This window comes from Runella defluvii (genome assembly GCF_014195535.1).
GTDB classification, from domain to species: Bacteria; Bacteroidota; Bacteroidia; order Cytophagales; family Spirosomataceae; genus Runella; species Runella defluvii.
The window spans coordinates 325,843-348,132 of sequence record NZ_JACIBY010000002.1 but is presented as its reverse complement, the minus strand read 5'-3'; the positions used below and the strand labels follow the sequence as shown (position 1 = coordinate 348,132).

Annotated in this window: 21 protein-coding genes; 4 read left to right on the top strand and 17 right to left on the bottom strand. The window is 45.3% G+C overall.

The window, feature by feature from the left end:
* Nucleotides 1-12 precede the first annotated feature (12 nt).
* The 16 genes from FHS57_RS06215 to FHS57_RS06140 all read right to left on the bottom strand — a co-directional run bounded on the left by FHS57_RS06215 (nt 13) and on the right by FHS57_RS06140 (nt 15,325).
* Complete coding sequence (locus FHS57_RS06215; RefSeq protein ID WP_183972017.1) at nt 13-606, bottom strand: hypothetical protein; 594 nt, start codon at nt 604-606, stop codon at nt 13-15.
* Nucleotides 607-642: 36 nt separating this feature from the next.
* Nucleotides 643-864 carry a hypothetical protein gene (locus FHS57_RS06210; RefSeq protein ID WP_183972016.1) on the bottom strand — a complete coding sequence of 74 codons (222 nt, stop codon included), beginning with the start codon at nt 862-864 and terminating at the stop codon, nt 643-645.
* A 67-nt stretch (nt 865-931) separates the two neighbouring features.
* Nucleotides 932-2,266, bottom strand: a complete 1,335-nt coding sequence (locus FHS57_RS06205) for a sigma-54-dependent transcriptional regulator (protein ID WP_183972015.1) — start codon at nt 2,264-2,266, stop codon at nt 932-934.
* Nucleotides 2,267-2,353: 87 nt separating this feature from the next.
* Nucleotides 2,354-3,229, bottom strand: coding sequence for a UTP--glucose-1-phosphate uridylyltransferase GalU (gene galU, locus FHS57_RS06200; RefSeq protein ID WP_183972014.1), 876 nt, complete (start codon nt 3,227-3,229; stop codon nt 2,354-2,356).
* An 8-nt stretch (nt 3,230-3,237) separates the two neighbouring features.
* Nucleotides 3,238-3,474 carry a hypothetical protein gene (locus tag FHS57_RS06195; RefSeq protein WP_183972013.1) on the bottom strand — a complete coding sequence of 79 codons (237 nt, stop codon included), beginning with the start codon at nt 3,472-3,474 and terminating at the stop codon, nt 3,238-3,240.
* Entirely contained in the window at nt 3,464-3,658 is a 195-nt protein-coding gene (locus FHS57_RS06190) for a hypothetical protein (protein ID WP_183972012.1), read from the bottom strand. The genes FHS57_RS06195 and FHS57_RS06190 overlap by 11 nt, the downstream gene beginning before the upstream one ends.
* 41 nt (nt 3,659-3,699) lie before the next feature.
* Nucleotides 3,700-5,268 carry a M28 family peptidase gene (locus tag FHS57_RS06185; protein ID WP_229601270.1) on the bottom strand — a complete coding sequence of 523 codons (1,569 nt, stop codon included), beginning with the start codon at nt 5,266-5,268 and terminating at the stop codon, nt 3,700-3,702.
* Nucleotides 5,219-6,154 carry a homoserine kinase gene (locus FHS57_RS06180; RefSeq protein WP_183972010.1) on the bottom strand — a complete coding sequence of 312 codons (936 nt, stop codon included), beginning with the start codon at nt 6,152-6,154 and terminating at the stop codon, nt 5,219-5,221. Before FHS57_RS06180 ends, FHS57_RS06185 begins: the two co-directional genes overlap by 50 nt.
* Nucleotides 6,155-6,269: 115 nt before the next feature.
* Nucleotides 6,270-7,727 (bottom strand): hypothetical protein, encoded by a 1,458-nt coding sequence (locus FHS57_RS06175; RefSeq protein ID WP_183972009.1) that lies wholly within the window; start codon nt 7,725-7,727, stop codon nt 6,270-6,272.
* A 12-nt stretch (nt 7,728-7,739) separates the two neighbouring features.
* Nucleotides 7,740-9,233 (bottom strand): hypothetical protein, encoded by a 1,494-nt coding sequence (locus FHS57_RS06170; RefSeq protein WP_183972008.1) that lies wholly within the window; start codon nt 9,231-9,233, stop codon nt 7,740-7,742.
* Between the two features lie 12 nt (nt 9,234-9,245).
* Nucleotides 9,246-10,643 (bottom strand): hypothetical protein, encoded by a 1,398-nt coding sequence (locus tag FHS57_RS06165; RefSeq protein ID WP_183972007.1) that lies wholly within the window; start codon nt 10,641-10,643, stop codon nt 9,246-9,248.
* Between the two features lie 12 nt (nt 10,644-10,655).
* Entirely contained in the window at nt 10,656-12,140 is a 1,485-nt protein-coding gene (locus FHS57_RS06160) for a hypothetical protein (protein WP_183972006.1), read from the bottom strand.
* 4 nt (nt 12,141-12,144) lie between these two features.
* Nucleotides 12,145-12,789 (bottom strand): DUF4097 family beta strand repeat-containing protein, encoded by a 645-nt coding sequence (locus FHS57_RS31970; RefSeq protein ID WP_221225555.1) that lies wholly within the window; start codon nt 12,787-12,789, stop codon nt 12,145-12,147.
* A 454-nt stretch (nt 12,790-13,243) separates the two neighbouring features.
* The gene (locus tag FHS57_RS06150) at nt 13,244-13,807 is read right to left on the bottom strand and encodes a hypothetical protein (RefSeq protein ID WP_183972004.1); all 564 of its coding nucleotides are present in this window, start codon (nt 13,805-13,807) and stop codon (nt 13,244-13,246) included.
* Nucleotides 13,808-13,820: 13 nt separating this feature from the next.
* Nucleotides 13,821-14,330: an RNA polymerase sigma factor gene (locus FHS57_RS06145; RefSeq protein WP_183972003.1), complete on the bottom strand. Its 510-nt coding sequence runs from the start codon at nt 14,328-14,330 to the stop codon at nt 13,821-13,823.
* 101 nt (nt 14,331-14,431) lie between these two features.
* Nucleotides 14,432-15,325, bottom strand: coding sequence for an alpha/beta hydrolase (locus FHS57_RS06140; RefSeq protein WP_183972002.1), 894 nt, complete (start codon nt 15,323-15,325; stop codon nt 14,432-14,434).
* Between the two features lie 27 nt (nt 15,326-15,352).
* Here FHS57_RS06140 and folK point away from each other — a divergent pair, with 27 nt between their 5' ends.
* Nucleotides 15,353-15,958, top strand: coding sequence for a 2-amino-4-hydroxy-6-hydroxymethyldihydropteridine diphosphokinase (gene folK, locus FHS57_RS06135; RefSeq protein WP_310586975.1), 606 nt, complete (start codon nt 15,353-15,355; stop codon nt 15,956-15,958).
* An 8-nt stretch (nt 15,959-15,966) separates the two neighbouring features.
* Nucleotides 15,967-17,337 carry a flavin monoamine oxidase family protein gene (locus FHS57_RS06130; RefSeq protein WP_183972001.1) on the top strand — a complete coding sequence of 457 codons (1,371 nt, stop codon included), beginning with the start codon at nt 15,967-15,969 and terminating at the stop codon, nt 17,335-17,337.
* Nucleotides 17,338-17,416: 79 nt separating this feature from the next.
* On the opposite strand, the gene FHS57_RS06125 is transcribed toward FHS57_RS06130, so the two are convergent.
* Complete coding sequence (locus FHS57_RS06125; RefSeq protein WP_028524247.1) at nt 17,417-18,958, bottom strand: YifB family Mg chelatase-like AAA ATPase; 1,542 nt, start codon at nt 18,956-18,958, stop codon at nt 17,417-17,419.
* A gap of 244 nt (nt 18,959-19,202) precedes the next feature.
* Here FHS57_RS06125 and FHS57_RS06120 point away from each other — a divergent pair, with 244 nt between their 5' ends.
* Both FHS57_RS06120 and recQ read left to right on the top strand, forming a co-directional pair.
* Nucleotides 19,203-19,676: a DUF4293 domain-containing protein gene (locus FHS57_RS06120; protein WP_028524248.1), complete on the top strand. Its 474-nt coding sequence runs from the start codon at nt 19,203-19,205 to the stop codon at nt 19,674-19,676.
* A 329-nt stretch (nt 19,677-20,005) separates the two neighbouring features.
* Complete coding sequence (gene recQ / locus FHS57_RS06115) at nt 20,006-22,246, top strand: DNA helicase RecQ (RefSeq protein WP_183972000.1); 2,241 nt, start codon at nt 20,006-20,008, stop codon at nt 22,244-22,246.
* The last annotated feature ends 44 nt before the right edge of the window (nt 22,247-22,290 follow it).

Sequence of the window (22,290 nt, the reverse complement as noted above, 5' to 3'; positions counted from 1 at the left end):
ATTATGAATAGTTTACGAACCTATTTCAGGAAAATTTTTAACTATCCAATTGGGCAGGATGTGGTGGCTAAATTCATGTACTTGATTGGGATAGTAACCCGAATAAACTAATTCAAGAGAATTGTAAGTGACATTGATAAGGGTGATATGTTTAAATTGAGCAATATTCTTTCTGAGTAAGCCAATAGTATTATAGCACATATCCCTAATAACGGCAGGCTCAACCTCATGTCCTCCTGAATTGGCCCGAATTGCGGCTCTATTCAAGCAAATCTGGTAAAAGTCAGTAAAAAAGAGAAGAACATGAATTTCGTAATGAGGGCAATATCCGTGAATCCTTTTGAGTAATCCATATTGATTATTTGTCCCTAGATTAAGCTCAATACCAAATCCAGTATTAAGAGCGATGTTATCATGGATAAGCTCCCATATCCTTTGATTGGCACGTTCCTCATAATTGAGGATGCCCATTTTTTTAAACTCAGCTTCTATTTCGTCATGATTGAGTACCTTTATCTGATAAGGAATAAAGAATTGCCCATTGGTACTTTTGCCGATTCCTGGAGGACCTGCGATTATATAGAGGATTGGAGTTTCTTTAATCATAAGTGATTGACAAAATAGACGTATATTTATACCTATTTAGTCAATGATTTCAATTCTTCCATCGGCATATTCTGCTAGAACTTGCCCGTTTTTTTCATACACCCAAGGTTGACCTATTGCAAATAGGTGCTCTTTAGCTTTGAGTGCGACAGCTTTGTAATAGACTTCCCGTTCTTGGGGAGTCATGTCGATAATACGCTTAACCATTGTACCTTCGTGGATACCTAAATTGAGCGGTGGTTCTACTGCTGCTGCCATCTTAAATAAGGATTGATTCACTTAATAAACAAATATAAAACCAAAAAAGAAAAAAGGAAGACATTTCCTACAACTTATACTCCTCAATCTTACGATAAAGCGTAGTAAGGCCGATGCCTAACAAGCGGGCTGCTTCGGGTTTTTGCTGTTGGGTGTGGTGAAGAATGCGGCGGATGTGCTGTTTTTCGAGTTCGGCGAGGGTCATCATGCCCTGAAACGAAGAATCATTGCCCCCCTGAATATCATAAGGCAGTTCATTAGGCGTTAACTCCGACTGAGGAGGCAGTAGGATAATGGCTCGTTCAATCACGTTTTTCAATTCACGGATGTTGCCTTTCCACGAATGTTGTGCTAGTTTTTGAAGAAATTCAGGCGAAATTGAAGGAGCCGAACGGTTCATTTTTTTTGCGTACAACTGCACAAAATAAGCAGCTAAGAGCGGAATATCGCTCGGACGCTCGCGAAGAGCGGGAAGCGGAATTTCAAATACCGATAACCGAAAGTACAAATCGAGGCGGAAGTGCTGCTGCTCGGCTTCTTGGCGCAGGTTACGGTTTGTCGCGGCTACAAAACGTACATTGACGTTCGTAGGCTTGGTATCACCCACTTTATAAAACGAGCTAGTTTCGAGTACGCGTAGGAGTTTTGCTTGGAGGTCGAGGCTCATTTCGCCGATTTCATCCAAAAATAATGTCCCGCCGTGAGCTTCTTCGAGCAATCCTTTTTTATCTTTCAAAGCACCCGTAAATGCTCCCGCTCGGTGCCCAAAAAGCTCACTTTCGAGGATTTCTCGGCTAAAGGCGCTGCAATTGAGCGCGACAAAGGCTTTATCTCGCCGTGGACTTTCGTGGTGAATGGCTTGGGCAAATACTTCTTTTCCCGTTCCCGTTTCGCCCAAAAGTAAAACAGTTGTGTCGGTTTGGGCTACTTTTTGAGCGAGTAAAATGGCTTGTTGTACTACGGCTGAAGTGCCTACAATGCTTTCAAACCCTACTTTTTGGCGAACCTTCTCTTCGAGTCGTTTTACTTTTTGCTGAAGCTCGGCTTTTTCTACCGCCCGTGCCACTAGGGGAACGATACGGTCGTTGTCGTCGCCTTTGGTGAGGTAGTCAAAAGCACCATTTTTTACGGCTTGTACTCCGTCAGCAATCGTTCCGTAGGCCGTCAAAAGAATAAATTCGACGAGTGGGAAGCTTGCTTTGAGTTGCTTTGTCAATTCTACCCCGTGGGCGTCGGGTAGTTTGACGTCGCAAATAACTGCCTGAATGTCTTGTTTTTCTAAAATAGAAAAGGCCGAACGCGCATCACCTGCCTCGCTGACGTGGTATCCTTCCAGTTCTAAGATGCGTTTGAGCAACCCACGTAGTTTGACTTCATCGTCGATTAGGAGAAGATTTGCCATAAGTAAGAATGCTATCCGTTAACTGTTATTGCTAGTCGGTTAATCGCCTGGACTCCTGATAACAGTTAACGGATAACAATTAACATTTTATTTACCTTCGTACTCCGCCAACGTCTCACGCAAGAACTTCAAGAAAGGCGCTGAAAATTCTTTGCGTTTGAGGGCAAATTTGACGGTAGTTTTCAAGAAATCAAGTTTGTTACCAATGTCGTGGCGCTCGCCTTCGATGCGGTGCGCGTAGATATTTTCACGACGAAGTAAGATTTGGAACGAATCGGTCAACTGAATTTCGCCGCCTTTTCCTTTGCCTGTTTGCTCAATCGCCGTAAAAATTTCGGGAGAAAGAATATAACGTCCCGCAATCGCAAGGTTCGACGGAGCCGATTCAATAGAAGGTTTTTCGACGAGGCTGTCGAGCTTCATGATGGTTTCGCTCAAAGCGTCGCCACCCACAATCCCGTAACGATTTACTTTTTCGCGAGGAACGGTTTCTACCGCAATGACTGTGCTTTGGTACTGCTCGTAGGTATCGATGAGTTGTTGGGTAACAGGAATCACCGAGTCCATGATGGTATCACCCAAAAGTACCGCAAATGGTTCGTTCCCAACGTGTTGCTTAGCGTAATAAATGGCATCTCCGAGGCCGTTGGTTTCACGCTGACGGACGTAATGGATGTTGGCCATGTCGGACAAGCGGCGCATTTCGTTCCAAAGTAGCTCATCTTGTTTTTCTTCCAACTTCGCTTCCAACTCTACGTTGCGGTCAAAGTGGTCTTCGATGGCGCGTTTGCCACGGCCTGTGATGATAAGAATATCTTCAATTCCCGAATCGACGGCTTCTTGCACCACGTACTGAATGGTCGGCGTGTCGATGATAGGAAGCATTTCCTTGGGTTGAGACTTAGTTGCAGGTAAAAATCGAGTACCTAAACCTGCGGCGGGTATAACGGCTTTACGAATCATTGTGGGGATTAAAAAATAGAACGTATGATTTTGCCTTTGACAAAATCACGATATTCGGGTTTCAAAAAAGTATTTTGTTTTTTCAAAATGCTACTCATATTGAACATGCCAACAATATGAGTAGCAAAATAACCTTGGCGAGAAGACACTTTAGTAAGCATCTCTGGCCTGATTTCGATGGTATATTTTGGAAAGAAATTTTTTGTAGTCATCAATACCGCATGTTGAAAAACTTTACCCTTCATAGTTTCGGAGTGATTTCGCAAGTATTCGATTTCCGTTCATTACCGCAGCCTTTCGATAATCATTGGCTGTGTATTCACGTTCTACTTCTCGTTTCAGTAAAGCCACAACAATTTCCAAAATGGCCTCATCTTCGACGCTGTCGATGAGTTCGTGAGCCTTTTGTCTAGTTTGAACTTCTACCATATCTGTATTAGTTTTTAACAAAATTAACAAAAAACAACTACTTACTTTCCATACAATGCTTTAGCGGCTGGTTCGTATTTGTCGCCTGCGGTCCAGTAAGGCTTTACGGGTTTGTTGCCAATGAGGCGAGCCGTATAGGCAAACGATTGGCAGAATTTCAATAAATAATCGAAATCGACCGAGTCAGGATTGTCGGCGGCTTGGTGGTAATACTTGGCAATTTCTCCGTCAAAACTCTTAAAACCTGGGGCAAAATCGGGGGCGGGGACACCTTTGGCGGCCAAACTAACGTTGTCTGAGCGGTCAAATAACCCTTGCTCGGGCGATGGGTCTCCAAAAACGCCTAGCCCAAACGCTTTGCAACCTGCTTCGATTTCGGCTTTGCAGTTGGTGCGGTCAAGCCCAATGACTGACACAAGGGTTTTGTCGGCGTAGCCTGCACCGTCGCTGTTGAGGTTAAAAACGCACTGATTGAGCGGAACAAGCGGATGGTCGGCGTAATATTTACTACCCAATAAACCTACTTCTTCGCCCGTGTAGGCGATGACTAAAATCGAACGTTTGGTGGGTTTGAGCGAAAGGGTTTTGGCCGCTGTAAGCATGGCCACCGTTCCGAAGGCGTTGTCGCGCGCACCGTTGAAAATGCTATCAGCAGCGGTGTAGGTATTACCTCCTTTTTTACCCATCCCTACGTGGTCGAAGTGCGCGGTTACGACCACATATTCGTTTTTAAGGACAGGGTCGGTACCCTCAATTACTCCCACTACGTTGTGCGATTTGACGGAAGTTTGCTCACGTCCAGTGGTTTTGAAGGTAGCCTGTGTAGCGCCACTTTTAAACAAATCGGCGTATTTTTTCTGTTGTCCATTGACCCACACGTGTGCGACGGCATCGCCTAAGCCATTGTCTAAGCTTGTTTTTTCTCCCCCAAAATAGCGAGAAGCAAACGACCACGGGATTTGGGCCGTAAACAATTCTATCAACAAAGCGGCTCCTTTTTGCGTGGCGAGTTTTCGTTTTTCGTTGGAGGCTGTAAATAGCTCTTGAGGCGTTTTGGATTCGGGAGTGCCAATTTGAGCTACTACAATTTTTCCCTTTACGTCGGTTTTATAATCATCAGCCAATCCGTACCCTACAAAGACGATATCGGCGGTGAGGTTGGCTGCACCACTTCCCAAAATCACAAATTCTTTGTTGACCCGCAGCGTATCGTTGTTAGCGATAAGGACGCCTTCTTTGGCCGACTTTTGGATGGCGAAAGGGACCAATTGTAAATAATCAGTTTGGCCTGGCGCGGGCTTAATGCCTAACACGCGGAATTGCTCGGCGATGTAGCGCGACGCCACCAAATTCCCCTGTTCACCCGTGCGGCGTCCCTGCAATTCGTCCGATGCTAAAAAGCGCATGTGCATTTCTACTTCGGCACGAGGATGTTGGGTTTCTGGTAATTTTTTAGGGGCTTGCCCTATCGCAAATTGCGATGCGAGGACGAAAGCAATGGCTGTTTTTTGGATGATAAAACGCATGAAAATGTTGATGATTAGTTTATGGTGACTGGCATTAAGCACTTTCCAAAATCTTTGGGCCGTCTTGGTTGATTTGTGAAACATAGCTCTTGGTGGTAATCCCCACACTGCCAAAGGCTTCACTCATGGCTTTGGCGACGCGGTCGGCGGTTTCGCGGCCACGGCTCAATGCAAACATCGAAGGCCCTGCTCCCGAAATGCTGCAACCCAAAGCGCCGTTATCGAGGGCGGCTTGTTTTACGTGGTCAAACTCAGGAATTAAAATCGAACGTACAGGCTCGATGATGACATCGACCATGGAGCGACTGACCAAATCGTAATCTTCTTGCATTAAGCCCGCAATCAGCCCCGCTACGTTGCCCATTTGGGAAATGGTGTTTTTGAGCGACACCTCGTTGCGAAGGATGTAACGCGCGTCTTTGGTATTGACCTCTACATCGGGATGGACAAGGGTGCAATAAAGCTCGTTGGGAACTTTTACCTTGAATACATCCAAAGGGTTATAACTACGAATAACGACAAAACCTCCCAAAAGCGAAGGTCCGACGTTGTCGGCGTGGGCGGCTCCGCAGGCGATGCGCTCCCCTTCCATGGCAAACGGTAGGAGTTCTTGGCGAGAAAGCGGGCTTCCCAAGAGTTCATTGATGGCAAACACACCGACCACCGAACTTGCTGAACTGGAGCCCATTCCGCTACCCAATGGCATGTTTTTGTGTAAAACTACCTCTACGCCTTGGTTAGACCCGATGTGCTGTAAAAACTTGAGCATGACCACCGTTACGGCGTTGCGTTCGGGGTTGCGGGGGAGGCGGCCGTTGTCGCCGATAATATCTTTGATAACCACCCCTGGCTCGTCGCGTTTGCGAAGTTCGACGATGTCGCCAGGCTGGTCGAGGGCAAATCCAAAAATATCAAACCCGCAGGCTACGTTGGCAACAGTAGCTGGGGCAAATGCTTTAATGTAATCCATGTGTCAATCAGATGATAAGGCGGAATGATAATTTGACAAAAGTACATAAAAACCTAAAAAAACAGCACGACTTCAAAAGCCGTGCCGCGAGGAGTAAAACAGAGTAAAATGTTAATCAGAGGGCAAAGCCGAGTTTGAGGTCAAGAAGGAAGTTATTAATACCCAAAACGTAGGGTTTTCTGTCCAATATTCCTTTTGTAAGGTTGAGGTCAACAAAGCCATTTTTGAATAATTTTCGTTGGTAGCCTAGCAGTAACCCAGTATTGATGAACGCAGGAGTAAAGGTGAATGAATTTTTGTAAAGCTCGGTTTTAGCAGAGCTATGTGAACCGAAAAAAATGGTATTCAGCCCCGTATAAAGCCCTGACAGGTTATTACCAGATTTACCCAAACGCATTTGGCGATTCATGAGCAAATACCAACGCGGTTGAATAGCCAACTTCGCCGTCAAAATCACTCCTTGAGTATTTCCTCTGAAAGACGTTCCTGTTTCAGGGTTATAGAATGATACGTTTTTTTGGAAAGAATTGGATGCTGATAAGTCCAAATACGAGTTGATGGATAGCGGCGATTGGGCGATTTTGTGTTCATACCCGATGCTTCCATGAAATAGCTGAGTAGAGGCGCTTAGGTGGATTATGGGCCAATTGAACTTCCACAGACTACGTTCGTTTTCAAGGCACTGAAATACGTCACGGGGCACTTTTGCTGTCTTTTTAAAATCAGCTAGTGCTATCCCTATTTTGAAGCGGGTGGTGATTGACCAATTGTGCTGAGGTTCTGAAGTAATACTTTCCTGAATGTTGTTCCAATCAACGGGCTGTATCATAGAATTATCTCCGTCCAAAAAGGTCAGTTGTCGGTGGACTTGTTGGTCAGTTCTTCGGTTCAATGACAAAGACATGTCAATGAGTCCATATCTAAATAAACGCCGTTGTATCCCGTAACTCAGACTTAGTTGGGAATTGTAATAGTTACTGAAATAATCGGTATCCCATTTTCCATTGAATCCAGAGAGAGTAGTTCCAATAGATCCGTTATTTTGCCAAACCTTTTCATAGCGGATAGACACATAATTGCCAGAGAAGTTGTTACTACTTTTTCCTTGTTTGATGCGAGCAGCTATATCGTAGTACCACCGCAGTTCGGCCGATGCTCTCCAATTTCTGTTAGAACTAGATGAATAAATAGCTGAATAATCGGTAAGTCCGTCGGGAGTTACAGGACGATTGGAAAGGCGAGTGACGTCAATACCAATCGAAAGAGAAGGATTTATCTTGTATTCGGCGCCTAATCTAAAGTCAACGACATGATTTACGTAGCTTCTTTGAAAGGGGTGAGAAGCAAGTAAGTTATTGATGTCTCCATAGCCTTTCAGCATCCACTTCGTCGGCTCTTTTGTCATAAAGACATAATCGTAACGGTCGATAAATCGCTGTTTTTCGAGCGTACCTGTTTCTTCGGAGTGGGAGAGACGGATGGAATCTGCGCCCTCTTGCCCCCAAAGAGGGATAAACAATGTCGAATGCAGAAGGCAGAGTGTCGAATAGAGGAGGGTGAATGCTTTTTTCATGGCGCTGGGAGGTTAGAGGGCGAAGCCGATGTTGAAAGTAGGTCTGATATTCCATTGATAGCCTGGACGTACCTTTTGCGGGGTGCTAAGAATGGCAGTATTGGCAGAAAGCCCTAAATCTATGTAGCCTCGATTGAAAAGCTTTTGCTGAAAACCAACTTTTAAGCCTACGTCTGAGTACACACTGTGGTATTTACCAGAGGTAGATGTTGTATTCGCCACGATTTGGTCTTGAGTATGGATTAGGAAAATGCTGATAGGTGTACTTAAATACAAGCCTGATAAATTATTCCCTTTATTAACTCGTCTGATGCGGGCGGCTTGAAGCATGTAATACCTTACTTCTGATACAAGTGCCAGATTGCTACTTTTATAATTTCGAGTATGCAGTGTTCCGTCAGGGAGGGGGCGGCGTGACTTAGTGGAGTTGAAAGCATAATTCACCTGATTGTTTATAGAAAAAGCTGATTTGCCAAGTTTATGCTCATAAGCCAAAGACAGTAATGCTGATTGGTTATTTTGTCCTATTTGAATGGATGGCCAACTTAATTTAATGAGCGACGATTCATCTTCAAAGCAGTGTAAAACTTCGCACAATGGCGCTTTTTGTCTCTTTTTAAAGTCGCCAATTGCTATGCCTAACCTAAAATTACTATTTACATACCATTCATGCCGATTAGGACGGCGGTCCAGATTGACGGACTCAACTCGTTCAAAGGCACTGCCATTTGAATAGATGGTATTGTCTCCATTTTTGAAAGCCAAAGTTTGAGTTGCTCTTTCAAAAGAAGAAATACCTAAGTTAATTCCAAAATCAATTAGGCCGTGTTTTAAAAAGCGTCTTTGAACTCCATACCTGAATTCGGTACTTTGTTTAAATCTCTCCAAATAATACTCTGTATTCCATTTGTTGTCGTTACCACCCCCATAAAGTATTCGAAGGGTTTCTAACTCATTTTCAGTTAGATTAATGTTACTACTGAATCGAACCCCGATATAATTTCCAGAGAAGTTGTTCGCACTTAGATTTTGCTTTATACGTCTAGGTAAGTGATAAAACCAACGAAGTTCTCCGAAGGCAATTAATTTTTGTTTACCTACCGAAGAAAAACTTGTATTTATTGTGCTAAAGTCATGGTAGGTTCGCATTCGATACCCATTCTTTGCCCCGACACTTAAAGAAAGTGCTGGACTTAACTTGTATTCTGCTGCAAGCTCAATTAGTGGAAATAGTTTGCCAATTAAATTGTCGTAGGAAATACGATAAAAAAGCTCTTGGGTAAAATTGAAGTCGTTGTTATATAACTTCAGCATCCATTTCGTCGGTTCTTTGGTCATAAAGACATAATCGTAACGGTCGATAAATCGCTGTTTTTCGAGCGTACCTGTTTCTTCGGAGTGGGTAATGCGTACAGAGTCAGAGCCCTCTTGCCCCCAAAGGGGGATAAACAATGTCGAGTGCAGAAGGCAGAGTGTCGAATAGAGGACTATTAGTGCTTTTTTCATGGCTTGGGGTGGTTAGAGGGCGAAGCCGACCTTAATATCTAAAACCGGCGTAACGCCTGGAATGATGAAATCATGAAATCGTTCGTTCAATTTTCTTACAATGCCAAAATTGGCATCTACAAATCCATGCGTAAAAAGGCGCTTTTGTATGCCCCAAACCGCTCCCAATGCTGGAACAAGGCGTGTACGGAGATGAGCATTTTCGGCACTCAAATGCAGAAAAGTATGGTATAATGTGTTTACATTATGTAAGGCCACATAAGTACCAGAAAGATTATTTGCCGATTTGCCCCGAGAGATTCTTTTGTTGAGACTGTAGTAATAGCGAGGTTGTATGACATAACGCACGGTAAAACCATTGCTTTTTTCGGTTGATGAACTATTAGCAGAAAATACGATATGGTTGTAGTGATAATCATAATCTATCCTAAGTTCTTGATTCAGGGACCAAGCTGATTGTTTAATTTTTCGTTCGTAGGCTGTTGATAAAGAGATATTTATGTTGTTAGGGGCTATGTAAAACAGCTTAGTCATGTCCATTTTAAAGAGCTGATTTTCTTCTTCAAAACATCTGAAAATATCGCAAGCAGGAACAGATGTTTTTGTTCGTAGTTTGCTCAAAACCAGACCTAGACGAATTTCTGAACTTGCAACAAAACCATTTTGTGGACTTATTTGTGAACCTATTAGTTCATACTGTTTTTTTGCGTTATCATAGGCATACACAGGGATATGTCTGTTATCTCTTTGCCATCCAGCATTAATACTAAAATCAAAGAATCCGTGGGTAAACATCCGATATTGTTTTCCATAAGAGAACATGAAACGATCTTGAGGGGTAACAAGGGTTTCTCCTTCTCTTTCAGGGGTGCGATTTCGAAATCGAATGACTTTAGCCGCCAAATAGCTTCCAGAAAAGTTATTGGCACTTTGGCCTTTAGAAATCCGTCGAGCCATGTTATAATACCATCGTGGTTCTAGTTGCCCGTATAAAAATCCACGAATTGCTTCTTCTTCTTTGTGATTGTATCCGATAAGGGCATTGATGGAAAAAGAAGGTGTAAGCTTTATTTCGCCGCCCATTTCAAGCGTGTATTCCAAATCGCCAGTAATGGAGCGACCAGTGAGCTTTCCAGTATAATTAGCTTTTAGTAGCCATTTTGTTTCTTCCTGGGTTTTGAAAATATAATCAGTTGCTGATACAAATTCCTGTTTTTCCAGCGTACCCGCTTCCTGCGTGTGGGTGAGGCGGACGGAATCAGCGCTCCCTTGGGCGAATGCGGTGGAGATTCCTCCTACTGTCGGAATGACAAAGAGGAGTGTCAGAATGACAAAAGGAATGTCGACGGGGCCGCCCGGACGGTGCAGAAGGCAGAGTGTCGAATAGAGGAGGGTGAATGCTTTTTTCATGGCGCTGGGAGGTTAGAGGGCAAAGCCGAGTTTGAAATCAAGAATAAAATTGCTCGGGCCTAAATTATAAGGGTGGCGGTTTAGAAGCCCTTTGGAGATGTTTAGGTCGATGAATCCATTCTTAAATAATTTCCTTTGATAGCCCACCAATAAGCCTGTATTTATAAACATTGGAGTAAAGTCGAAGGATCTTTTGAAACGGTCGTTTTCTATAAATCCAAGTGATCCAGAAAAAACGTTATTCAGACCCGCATAAATACCTGACAAATTATTCCCTGATTTGCCCGCTCTCATCTGGCGATTCATCAAAAAATACCAGCGTGGCTGAATATGTAACTGTGCGCCAAGGCTTAGACTTTGGCTATTTCCCGTAAAATAAGTTTCTGTGGCAGGGTCGTATTGCTCTGTGTTTTTTTGAAGGTCGTTTGAGGCAGATAAATTCAGATAGGTATTGATTGAAAATGCAGATTTGGCAATTTTTTGCTCATATCCAATACTGCTCCTGATTGCCTGAACCCTGGTGCTGAGGTTAATCCGAGGCCAACTGATTTTCCATAGATTGTTTTCATTTTCAAAGCACTGAAACACATCACAGGCTGGTATTTTAGACGATTTTTTGAAGTCGGCTAACGCCACCCCTACTTTGAAATTGGTCGAAATATTCCAACTGTGCTGAGGAGTTGCGGTAATGCTTTCCTGAATGTTATTCCAATCTAATGGTTGCTGGATTGAGTTATCACCGTTTAAGAAAGTGTATTTTCGGTGGATTAATTGATTTGTGTTTCGATTTAAGGCGATTGAGAAATCAATGAGGCCATATCTAAAAAAACGCCGCTGTATTCCATAATTCAGACTGAGTTGGGAATGATAATAACTTCCAAAATAGTCGGTATTCCATTTTCCATTTGTGCCAGAAAGTCCTGTAGCTACAGCGTCTTCATTTTGCCATAATCTTTCATATCTGAGAGATAGATAATTTCCCGAAAAATTATTGCTGCTTTTGCCCTGCCGAATGCGGCTTGCCATGTCATAGTACCACCTTAGTTCGGCAGATGTAGCCCAGCATTTGTTATCACTTCCATAATAGGAAGAATAATCAATAAGACCTGCTTCTGTCAGAGGAACTTTAGAGATACGAGATGCATCTATTTCTATTGAAAATGAATGGTTTAGCTTTCGCTCTATACCTAATCTAAAATCAACCACTTGTTTCACGTATCCTTTTTGGAAGAGGTTAGAAGCAAGCAAATTATTGATGTTTCCATACCCTTTCAGCATCCACTTCGTCGGCTCTTTGGTCATAAAGACATAATCGTAACGGTCGATAAATCGCTGTTTTTCGAGCGTACCTGTTTCCTCGGAGTGGGAGAGCCGAACAGAGTCAGTGCCCCCTTGGGCAAAGGCGGTGGAGATTCCTCCTAAGGTCGGAAGGACAACGAGGAGTGTCGAGTACAGAAGGCAGAGTGTCGAATAGAAGAGGGCGAATGTTTTTTTCATGGCTTTATTGTTTGGCAACGGTGCCGTTGCGGAGTTCGGTGTTTTTGGTTTCTACGTCGAGTTTTACTTGTGCTTTATCCGTCTGAATATCAAGGCTTCCGTATTGGGCGCGTACGCGACATTCGCCTTTGATTTGTTGCAAAATCAGGTCGGTTCGTTCGGAGAAAATGCTCAATAATCCATTGAAATTCTCCGTTCGTAAAGCCCCAAACTGTGTTCTGGCCGTCAATGTTCCACGCAAATCGTTGAGTTCGATGGTGCAAAATTCCGTTTGTAATTGCATGGTTTGAGTTTGCAGCCCTTTGATGGAAATTTTCCCAAAACTGTTTTGAATTTCTACGGCGCAATTGGCAGGTACAAACAACGTAAAACGCGCTTTGAGGTTGGATTGTGGCTTACTTCCGTTTTTGGCCAGTACTACAAAATTGTGCAGACTCACTGTCTTCCCTTTTTGGTCGGCCGTATAATGTAAGGCTTCCAAATCTTTCTCCGCCGTGCTGCGGGTGGGGTGTTTGGCGGTAAGCTCGATGGTCGCTTTTATCTCATTTTTATTCCAAGTCATTATCTCTATATCGCTCCGCTCTCCCCATACCTGCACCTTTGCGTATTGTGGCACTTCAAAGGTTTTTTCTATTGTTTTGGTAATCACCTGCAAGGTTTGAGCAGAGGAAATAAAGGGCAAAAGGCAAAGGGCAAGGGGCAAGGGGGTGAACCGCAAAATGTTAAATGGAAAACTGAAAAACCGCAAAACTGAAATCGGCAAAGGGCGAGGGGCAAGGGGTAAAGGGGTGAACCGCAAAATGTTAAATGGAAAACTGAAAAACCGCAAAATTGAAAAGGGCAAGGGGCAAGGGGCAAAAGGTAAAAGGCAAGGGGCAAGGGGCAATAGGCAAAGGGCAAAACCCAAAACCATAAACCCGAAACCGTAAACCCAGAACCATAAACCCGAAACGGCAAACCCCAAACCGAAAACCCGAAACCGTAAACCCCAAACCGAAAACCCAAAACGGTAAACCCCAAACCCAAAACGAATAAAAACAGGTGGGGAAAAGTTGTGGATAAAGTGCAAAATATTCTTCATGGCTATTTTTGGTGTAATGTTATTAAATCCGTTCCGATAGTTTTTTTAATAACTCCGCTCGTTCGTGTTCAATATCAGAGAGTTGCGACGAAAGCGAAGCGTCCGTATTGTACTCACCCAATGCTTCTTTGAGCTGTCGGCTGGCGATGGTAAGTTCGTCGAGTTGGTGTTTTAAGTCCTTAAATTCTGGTTTTTCGCACACGGGTGTTTTGGTTTCGCAGAACGCCTGCAACTTCTCGTATTGTTGGTCGAGGGCCTCATTTTGAGCTGGCAGGGCGTTGGGGAATGCTTTTTCTTGGGAATAGGTCAGTTTGGCATCCTCCGATTGAGAGTGCAGAAAAACGTACCCAACAAAACACAGCAAGCCCGTTATTGCCGCTGCCGCCGCGTATCGCCACCACCGCAGCGGACGAGCCGCGGGCAGTGTTTCGTCTAGCTCCAACCACACCTGCGCGGGAGGTTCGTGCGTGGGCAAGTGCTGGAGCGCTTCTTTCAACGGAGCCTCATTTAAGCCCTGCTCCACCGCCTCCCAAACCGATTCGGGCGGGGTGTAGGTAGGTAGTTTATGTTTGAGTAGGTCTGACATAATGCGCTTGTGATTATTTTAACAACTCCCTCAGTCGCTTTTTGGCATAGTTTAATTGCGACTTCGACGTTCCTTCCGAAACGCCCAACAACTCAGCTACCTCTCGATGGGTGTAGCCTTCTACCTCTATGAGCACAAATACCGCCCGTGCGCCTTCGGGTAGGCTCAAAATGGCTTTTTCGAGGTGGGCGGCGTCAATGGCATCGTTGCCCCAATCGACCGACGAAGTGTCGGTGGGAAGCGTTTCCATCAATAAATAAGCAGGTGTTTGCTGCGAACTTCGGTGCGCTTTACGCACCAAAATCGCTTTTATCCACGCTCCTAACGTCGCTTCACTACGGTACTGACTCAAGTTCTGAAAAACGGCTAAAAACGTATCTTGCAACACACTATTGGCTTGGTCAAAGTCGCCCGTCATCCGATACGCGAGGGTGTACATGGCCGTTTTGTAGCGGTCATAAAGCAGCCGTTGCGCAGAGCGGTCGTGTTGGAGGCAGCGTTGAATCAGTTCGTTTTCAGTCATGAGTGGCACGTTCAACTACAAAGAGGAGCCGAACAACCCAGAAGGTTGGAATGAGAGAAAAAAAATAAAAGAGAAACGTTGAGCGATAAGAGATGTGAGGGTTAAAAACCCGAGGTGGTAAGCCAGTGCAAGCAGCGACCAAACCACTCGTCGAACGACGGTGTTTTGAGATAACCGTGTTCGCCTTTGGCATAAATGTGGAGGTCGCTCAAGATGCGGTTTTTCTGCAAGGCTTCGTAAAAAAGTAGGCTATTTTTGACAGGCACCACGGTATCGTCGCTGGCGTGGGTGATAAAAGCAGGAGGCGTATTTTGCGTCACTTGGAGGTCGTTGGAGTAACGGGTCAACTGCTCAGCGGAGGCATTTTTGCCCAAAAGATTCACCCCCGAACCCTTGTGCCCGACTCCATCGGCAAAACTAATGACGGGATAGACCAGCACCAAAAAATCAGGACGGAGGCTAGTGCCCTGAGGGTTAGGTAAAACGGTGCGCTCAAAATGAGTACCTGCCGTTGAGGCCAAGTGCCCTCCTGCCGAAAAACCCATGATTCCGATTTTTTGGGGATTAATGTTCCATTCGGCAGCTCGTTCCCGTACGGTTTTAATCGCCTGTTGGGCGTCTTGGAGGGGGCCAATCGACGGGTCAATCATGGTGCGTTCGCTGGGGAGTCGGTACTTCAACACAAAAGCCGCAATGCCGCGTTTGGTAAATTCCTCGGCTACATCGTAGCCTTCGCGTTTGATGACCAATACGCCGTACCCGCCGCCTGGACAAATAACCACTGCCGTGCCCGTTGCTTTGTCTTTTGGGGGAAGAAACACGCTCAACGTTGGCACCGAAACATTAGAAACGATTTGCGACGCGGTGCGTTTTTCTTCGTTGGTGGCCTCTTTGGCATTGGGAATGGCACCAGCATACAACGGTATTTCTTGTTGGGCAATGCTTACAAAGGTCGAAATACAAAAAAACAGAGACAGAAAAACGAAGCGTAGCATGGTGATTAGGTTTAAAATGGAGGATCAATGTCGCTTTTCTATAAAGACAAAAGCAGTCCTTTTCTGCTGAGTCTGACATTTTACATTTTTGGGCGTATTATTATTCCTTTCCTTACCTACCTTTGTGGCATGAATCAGTACCCTGTTTTTTTGTTGTTGGGAGCCAACTTGGGCGACCGCGAAGCAACACTCTCAAAGGCGATTACGCTGATTTCGGAGCGGATTGCTCCTGTCATTTCAGCATCGTCTTTGTACGAAACCGCGCCTTGGGGCGTTGAAGAGCAGCCCGCTTACCTCAATCAGGTCATTTCACTGACCACCGAAAAAGAAGCAAAGCGCGTATTGCAGGCAGCCCTTGCGATTGAAAAAGAGTTGGGACGAGAGCGGAGATTGCGTTGGGGCGCACGGGTTATCGACATTGATGTGTTGTTTTATGGAAATAAAATACTGACATCGGAGGAGTTAGAAGTACCCCATCCACGGCTGCATCAGCGTAAGTTTACGCTGGTTCCACTGGCGGAAATTGCCCCCGAGTTTGTTCATCCTTTATTAAAAAAAACAATCCAACAACTGCTCAATGAATGCACGGACGAGGGGATTGTGAGCTTGTTTAAACGTTTTAAAACCAATTGATTGTCACTATGCAACGTCGCGATTTTATCAAACATACTTTGCTCGCCACGGGAGCCGTAGCGTTGGAAAATTGCCAACCCAAAGATCCCTACGCCCCCCGCAAATACGAAGGCCAAATCGCCATCATTGGAGCAGGAGCGGCGGGATTGTACGCGGGCTATTTGCTAGAACAACAGGGCGCGAACTATACCATCTACGAAGCTGCCGAACAAATCGGGGGGCGGATTCGTCCGTTGAAAGGTTTGGCTGATTTTGAGGTGGAGCTGGGTGCTGAAAAAATCCGTGGAAGCAGATCGACACTTTACGATTGGGCCAAAGAGTCAGGGGCATCGTTGTTGCCTACTTCTGGCACCGATTATTATCAAATAGGTACTTTACTTCGTACCGAAGCACAATGGAATACCGACCTCGATTTTCGCTTGGCCATGTTGCTTTCTCAGCAGGCACGGGCGTATTCGGGCAACGAAACAACCCTTGCCCAGCTCATGGAAACCACCAAGCTTGTGGCCAAAGTACGGCACATTCCTGATGCGCTCATTGCCAACAATTATGGCACCTCGGCCAGCCGTTTGGGGCTTTTGGGCGTAGCTGAGGCGGAAGCAACGTGGAGTGCAGGAAGAGACAATTACTTGCTGGGCAATCGTTCGTTGTTATCGTTGCTGGAAGAAAAATGTAAAAACGTTATTCCTAAAGTGGTGCTCAATAAACAAATCAAACGCATTGATTTTACCAATAGTCCCATTGTCTTGGAAGATGCGCAAGCCCAGCGGCGTTTTGCAGATAAGGTGATTGTGACGGTACCACTGTCGATTTTACAAGCCAATGACATTCAATTTACCCCCTCACTGCCCGAAGCCAAACTCACGGCCATCCGCAACATCGGCATGGGCGCGGGCATCAAGGTTGCTTTGGTCTTTAATCGTCGGTTTTGGGAGGCCAATACGGGTTCTATTTATACCTCTGGCTCGGTGCCCGAATATTGGGTGAGTTCCGCAGGGCGAAGTACATCTTCGTTTGTACTGTCAGGGTTTGTGACGGGAGAACGAGCCGAAGTTCTCAGTGGACAGACCTCTACGGTCATTATTCAGAATTTGCTAAAAGAATTGGATACCATTTACGGAAAAGGAACGGCGACGGCTGCCTTGACCAACGCCAAAGTGATGGATTGGGGCAAAGAACCTTTTATCAAAGGCGCGTACTCTTTCCCAATCCCCAACGGTGGCGGCTTACTGACGCGCCAAACGTTGTCGCAGCCTATTCAGCGCAAAGTCTATTTTGCGGGAGAAGCTACCCACTACGGCGGGCATAGCGGAACGGTACATGGCGCCATGGAATCGGGCCGCCGCGCGGTGGAGGAGTTGCTGAGGGATGTGGTGTAGTTGCAGTGGTCGGGTTGTGAGCAACCCGATTCACAGAGACCTTCCCGAAAGTTCTGAAACTTTCGGGAAGGTGAAACGTTTACCCCGCCCAATTCTCACGGTCTAAACTTCGGTACTGAATAGCCTCCGCCAAGTGTTCAATCTTAATGTCGGGACTGGCGGCGAGGTCAGCGATGGTGCGAGCTACTTTCAAAATACGGTCATACGCCCGAGCCGACAACCCAAGCCGTTCCATGGCGGCCTTGAGTAGGGCTTTGCCTGCGGGGTTGATTTCACACACTTCTTTCACCATCGGAGAGGGCATCATGGCGTTACAATAAATTCCTTCTTTGTCTTTGAAACGCTCCGTCTGAATTTCGCGGGCGGTAATCACACGCTGGCGAATGTCTTCGCTTTTTTCGGCTTTGCGGTTCGACGAAATTTGGTCGAACGACACGGGCGTGACTTCTACGTGCAAGTCGATGCGGTCGAGGAGTGGCCCGCTGATTTTATTCAAATAGCGCTGAACGGTTCCAGGTGGACAAACACATTCCTTTTCGGGGTGATTGTAGTAGCCACACGGGCAGGGGTTCATGCTGGCAATGAGCATAAAGTTGGCAGGAAATTCAATCGCCCATTTGGTGCGAGAAATCGTCACGCGGCGTTCTTCGAGCGGTTGGCGCATCACTTCAAGTACTGTTCGCTTAAATTCGGGCAATTCGTCTAAAAACAACACGCCGTTGTGCGCCAACGAGATTTCGCCTGGCTGCGGGAACGTGCCACCGCCAACCAGCGCGGCGTCGCTGATGGTATGGTGAGGTGCGCGAAAAGGCCGCCGTGCAATGAGTGATGCTTTAGTGCCAAGCTTCCCTGCGACGGAATGGATTTTGGTCGTTTCGAGCGACTCGTGCAGCGTCAACGGGGGTAAAATGGAAGGTAATCGTTTGGCTAACATCGTTTTACCCGCTCCTGGAGGCCCAATCATAATCACATTGTGCCCGCCCGAAGCGGCGATTTCGAGGGCCCGTTTGATGTTTTCTTGGCCTTGAACGTGTTCAAAATCAGCGTCGTAGTCGTTTAGGGTATTGAAGAATAAATCGCGCGTGTCCACCTTCAACGGGGTGATTTCTTTGGTTTCCTCAAAAAAGCCGATGGCGTCTTGTAGTGTTTCCACAGGAATAACGTCGAGGCTATTGACGATGGCGGCTTCGTGGGCATTGGCCGCAGGCAAAATAAATCCTTTGTAGCCAAGTTTCCGAGCTTCCACAGCGATGGGAAGGACGCCTTTGATGGGACGGAGTTTGCCATCCAACGACAACTCGCCCATGATGATGTAGTCTTCGAGGCTTTTCTTGGTTACGATTTGGTCCGACGCCTGCAACACACACAGGGCAATGGGCAAATCGTAGGCCGAGCCTTCCTTGCGAATGTCGGCGGGGGCAAGGTTTACCACTACTTTTTGACGTGGCATTCGGTAGTCAAAAAACTTGAGAGAGGCTTCTACGCGCTGCTCACTTTCTTTTACGGCGCTGTCGGGCAAGCCTACCATAAAAAAGCGCATTCCTTGCCCCACTGTTACTTCAATGGTTATCATTGTGGCATTGACACCATAGACCGCACTACCGAACGTTTTAGAAAGCATGTTATCCTTAATTTTAAAGCTACGAAGTTGTAAAAATAACGGTTCTGCCCCAAATCAGCGCGTTAGGCCGAGTAATTGCCTTAGGTACTGTATTCTCTTGGAAGACTGTTCCAAAATCATCATCAAATGATTACCTTTGCCGTCCATTTTTGGCAGAACTTATTTTTCTATACACCCAAAAGACGAGAAAAATAAGGTTTGGTAACTTATTTAGACTCGTCAATTCACAATTTTTCGTACCATTATGTTACAACGTATTCAAACACTCTTTTTAGCCGTAGTGGCCGTTGGTATCGTCGGGCTGTTGGCTTTGCCCGTTTGGGACAAGACCGCCGTTGATGGCACCCAATCGGTTCACCTTACTGCCCTTCGATTGGTTCACGAACAAGGAACAAGTTCGTTTATTACCCCTGTTTGGTACATCGCGCTTGTCGGCGGGATAGTGGCAGGAGTGGCGATTTTTGCCATTTCTCAGTACAAAAACCGCTTGCTTCAGTCGGGGCTGTGTGCCGCAAACTCTATCCTGATGACCATCATTATGGGGCTAATCATGTATTTTATTTTTGGGAAAGCCAAAGATTTGTTCGAGCCCAATGTCACAGGCAGCTTTGGTTTTGGCTTCTACGCACTCGTGACGTCAATGCTGGCGAATGTTTTGGCCAATCGTTTTATCCGTCGTGACGAAAAACTGGTTCGTTCGCAAGACCGTATGCGTTAAAATCAAGCTTGTATTATGCTAATTTTAGGGTAAAAAAGCACCTTTTTTGAAATGCTCTTTATAGGTTAAGTGCTTGATTGTAAGCTGATTTGTGAGAGCGTGTGAGCCTGTTCTAAAAAAAAGTTAACTTTTTGCTCTCAAAAATTTGTTGCGTCAAATTTGATTATTTTTACTAATTTCAAACGTAGTTAGTGACTTTGCCCACTTTGCCACTTCTCAGCAGGAGCAATCTTCAGTAACTTCCCATTGATTTCCAATTAACTCACTAAAAAAGCTGTTTAAGTACCTGTTAACCAAGGGTATAAAGGCAAAAAATACAACGAAAGAGGATGATTCAGGTAGATACGAGCGTACAGCATACGCTAAAGGAGCGACTCAAAGAAATTTTTGGTTACAGTCAGTTTAGAGGCGAACAAGAGTCGATTATTCATAGCATCATGGGAGGCAATAACACCTTCGTTATTATGCCTACAGGTGCGGGGAAATCGCTTTGTTATCAGTTGCCTGCTATTACCACTGAAGGCGTTGCCATCGTTATTTCTCCGTTGATTGCCTTGATGAAAAATCAAGTGGATCAACTGAACGCTTTCGGCATTAATGCGCAGTTTTTGAATTCTACTCTCAACAAGGCTGAAATCACAAAGGTTAAAAAAGATGCCCTCGATGGCACCTTGAAACTATTGTACATTGCGCCAGAATCGCTAACGAAAGAAGAAAATCTTGACTTTTTACAGCGAGCTAACATTTCTTTTGTGGCAGTTGACGAGGCACACTGTATTTCGGAGTGGGGGCACGATTTCCGCCCAGAATACCGCCGTATTCGAGGAATTATTGATAACATCAATCCCAACCTGCCACTCATTGCGCTGACTGCTACTGCCACGCCCAAAGTGCAGCAAGACATTGCGAAAAACTTGCGGATGGAAGAGGCTGCTTTGTATAAGTCGTCGTTTAACCGCAAAAACTTGTACTACGAAGTGCGCCCGAAATTGGGAGATGTCAATAAGCAGCTGATTAAGTACATCAAAAACAACAAAGGCAAGTCGGGTATTATCTATTGCTTGAGCCGCAAGACCGTAGAAGAAGTAGCTAATTTATTGACAGTAAATGATATAAAAGCGCTTCCTTACCATGCTGGATTGGACGGACAAACGCGGATGAACAACCAAGATGCGTTTTTGAACGAAGAAGCCGATGTGATTGTCGCGACCATTGCGTTTGGAATGGGAATCGATAAACCCGACGTTCGTTTTGTCATTCACTACGATGCGCCTAAGTCGTTGGAAGGTTATTACCAAGAAACAGGTCGTGCGGGTCGTGATGGCTTGGAGGGGAATTGCGTGATGTTTTACAGCTTGGATGATATCCAAAAGCTAGAGAAATTTAACAAAGATAAGTCGGTAACGGAGCGTGACAATGCCCGCCATTTATTGAACGAAATGGTGGCGTATGCCAATCTTGGCGCGTGCCGCCGTCGTCAGTTGCTGAGTTATTTTGGCGAATACATGGAGAAGGACTGCGGTTTCTGCGACAACTGTATCAAGCCAACGCCAAAATTCAAAGTGCAAGAAGAAGCAGTTATCGTTTTGAAAGCGATTCAACTGACCGATCAGCGTTTTGATGGCGATCACATTGCAGATTTGATTACCGCCACCGATAACATGTACGTGACGAGCTATGAACATAACAAGCTCGAAATGTATGGAGCAGGTAAATTTAAGGATGAAGAAGAAGGGGAAGAATATGGCGTAGAGTATTGGCGCTCAATGATTCGTCAGTTGGTGATTTTGGGGTATTTGGGAAAAGATGCTGAAAATTTTGGTGTGTTGAAAATCACCGAAAAAGGCATCAAATACATCAATGACCCGTATCCGATTACGATTTCAAAAGACCATACTTTCGACGAAAACGACACGCAGAAGTCAAACGACGACGAAGATGTGACGGATTTGGCACCGTCGGGCGGCGGAAATGCCTACGATGAAGCGCTTTTGGGGCTTTTGAAGGCACTCCGCAAAAAAATAGCGAAAGAGAAAAACCTTCCTCCGTATGTTATTTTCCAAGACCCGTCGTTAGAAGAAATGGCGACGACTTATCCCACTACTTCCCAAGAAATGGCCCAAATCAACGGGGTAGGAATGGGGAAAGTGCAGAAATTTGGTCGTCCGTTCATTGACCTCATCACGCGTTATGTGGAGGAAAACGAAATCGAAACAGCCAAAGATGTGGTGGTAAAATCGGCGGCTAATAAGTCGAAAGTGAAGATTTTTATCATCCAACAAATCGACCGAAAAGTAGATTTGGACGAAATAGCCGAAGCCAAAGGGTTAGCAATGGACGAGCTGATTGAGGAGATTGAACACATTTGCTACTCGGGTACGAAGCTTAACTTGGATTATTATATCAACCAGATCATGGACAAAGACCGCCAGTACGATATTTACGATTACTTTATGGCGGCTGAAACCGATAGTATCAAAGTTGCGTTAGATGAATTGGCCAAGGACGATGTCACCGAAGATGAGCTTCGTTTGATGCGTATCAAGTTTATGTCCGAAGTGGCCAACTAAGTAAGTGAAAAACTCCTAGTAAGGCGCGAAACAATTGAAAGGGA

Bases quoted from the DNA above. Each gene is read 5' to 3' on its own strand.
- FHS57_RS06215 (WP_183972017.1), bottom strand. From the start codon at position 606: ATGATTAAAGAAACTCCAATCCTCTATATAATCGCAGGTCCTCCAGGA.
- FHS57_RS06210 (WP_183972016.1), bottom strand. From the start codon at position 864: ATGGCAGCAGCAGTAGAACCACCGCTCAATTTAGGTATCCACGAAGGT.
- FHS57_RS06205 (WP_183972015.1), bottom strand. From the start codon at position 2,266: ATGGCAAATCTTCTCCTAATCGACGATGAAGTCAAACTACGTGGGTTG.
- galU (WP_183972014.1), bottom strand. From the start codon at position 3,229: ATGATTCGTAAAGCCGTTATACCCGCCGCAGGTTTAGGTACTCGATTT.
- FHS57_RS06195 (WP_183972013.1), bottom strand. From the start codon at position 3,474: ATGAAGGGTAAAGTTTTTCAACATGCGGTATTGATGACTACAAAAAAT.
- FHS57_RS06190 (WP_183972012.1), bottom strand. From the start codon at position 3,658: ATGGTAGAAGTTCAAACTAGACAAAAGGCTCACGAACTCATCGACAGC.
- FHS57_RS06185 (WP_229601270.1), bottom strand. From the start codon at position 5,268: ATGTTTCACAAATCAACCAAGACGGCCCAAAGATTTTGGAAAGTGCTT.
- FHS57_RS06180 (WP_183972010.1), bottom strand. From the start codon at position 6,154: ATGGATTACATTAAAGCATTTGCCCCAGCTACTGTTGCCAACGTAGCC.
- FHS57_RS06175 (WP_183972009.1), bottom strand. From the start codon at position 7,727: ATGAAAAAAGCATTCACCCTCCTCTATTCGACACTCTGCCTTCTGCAT.
- FHS57_RS06170 (WP_183972008.1), bottom strand. From the start codon at position 9,233: ATGAAAAAAGCACTAATAGTCCTCTATTCGACACTCTGCCTTCTGCAC.
- FHS57_RS06165 (WP_183972007.1), bottom strand. From the start codon at position 10,643: ATGAAAAAAGCATTCACCCTCCTCTATTCGACACTCTGCCTTCTGCAC.
- FHS57_RS06160 (WP_183972006.1), bottom strand. From the start codon at position 12,140: ATGAAAAAAACATTCGCCCTCTTCTATTCGACACTCTGCCTTCTGTAC.
- FHS57_RS06150 (WP_183972004.1), bottom strand. From the start codon at position 13,807: ATGTCAGACCTACTCAAACATAAACTACCTACCTACACCCCGCCCGAA.
- FHS57_RS06145 (WP_183972003.1), bottom strand. From the start codon at position 14,330: ATGACTGAAAACGAACTGATTCAACGCTGCCTCCAACACGACCGCTCT.
- FHS57_RS06140 (WP_183972002.1), bottom strand. From the start codon at position 15,325: ATGCTACGCTTCGTTTTTCTGTCTCTGTTTTTTTGTATTTCGACCTTT.
- folK (WP_310586975.1), top strand. From the start codon at position 15,353: ATGTCGCTTTTCTATAAAGACAAAAGCAGTCCTTTTCTGCTGAGTCTG.
- FHS57_RS06130 (WP_183972001.1), top strand. From the start codon at position 15,967: ATGCAACGTCGCGATTTTATCAAACATACTTTGCTCGCCACGGGAGCC.
- FHS57_RS06125 (WP_028524247.1), bottom strand. From the start codon at position 18,958: ATGCTTTCTAAAACGTTCGGTAGTGCGGTCTATGGTGTCAATGCCACA.
- FHS57_RS06120 (WP_028524248.1), top strand. From the start codon at position 19,203: ATGTTACAACGTATTCAAACACTCTTTTTAGCCGTAGTGGCCGTTGGT.
- recQ (WP_183972000.1), top strand. From the start codon at position 20,006: ATGATTCAGGTAGATACGAGCGTACAGCATACGCTAAAGGAGCGACTC.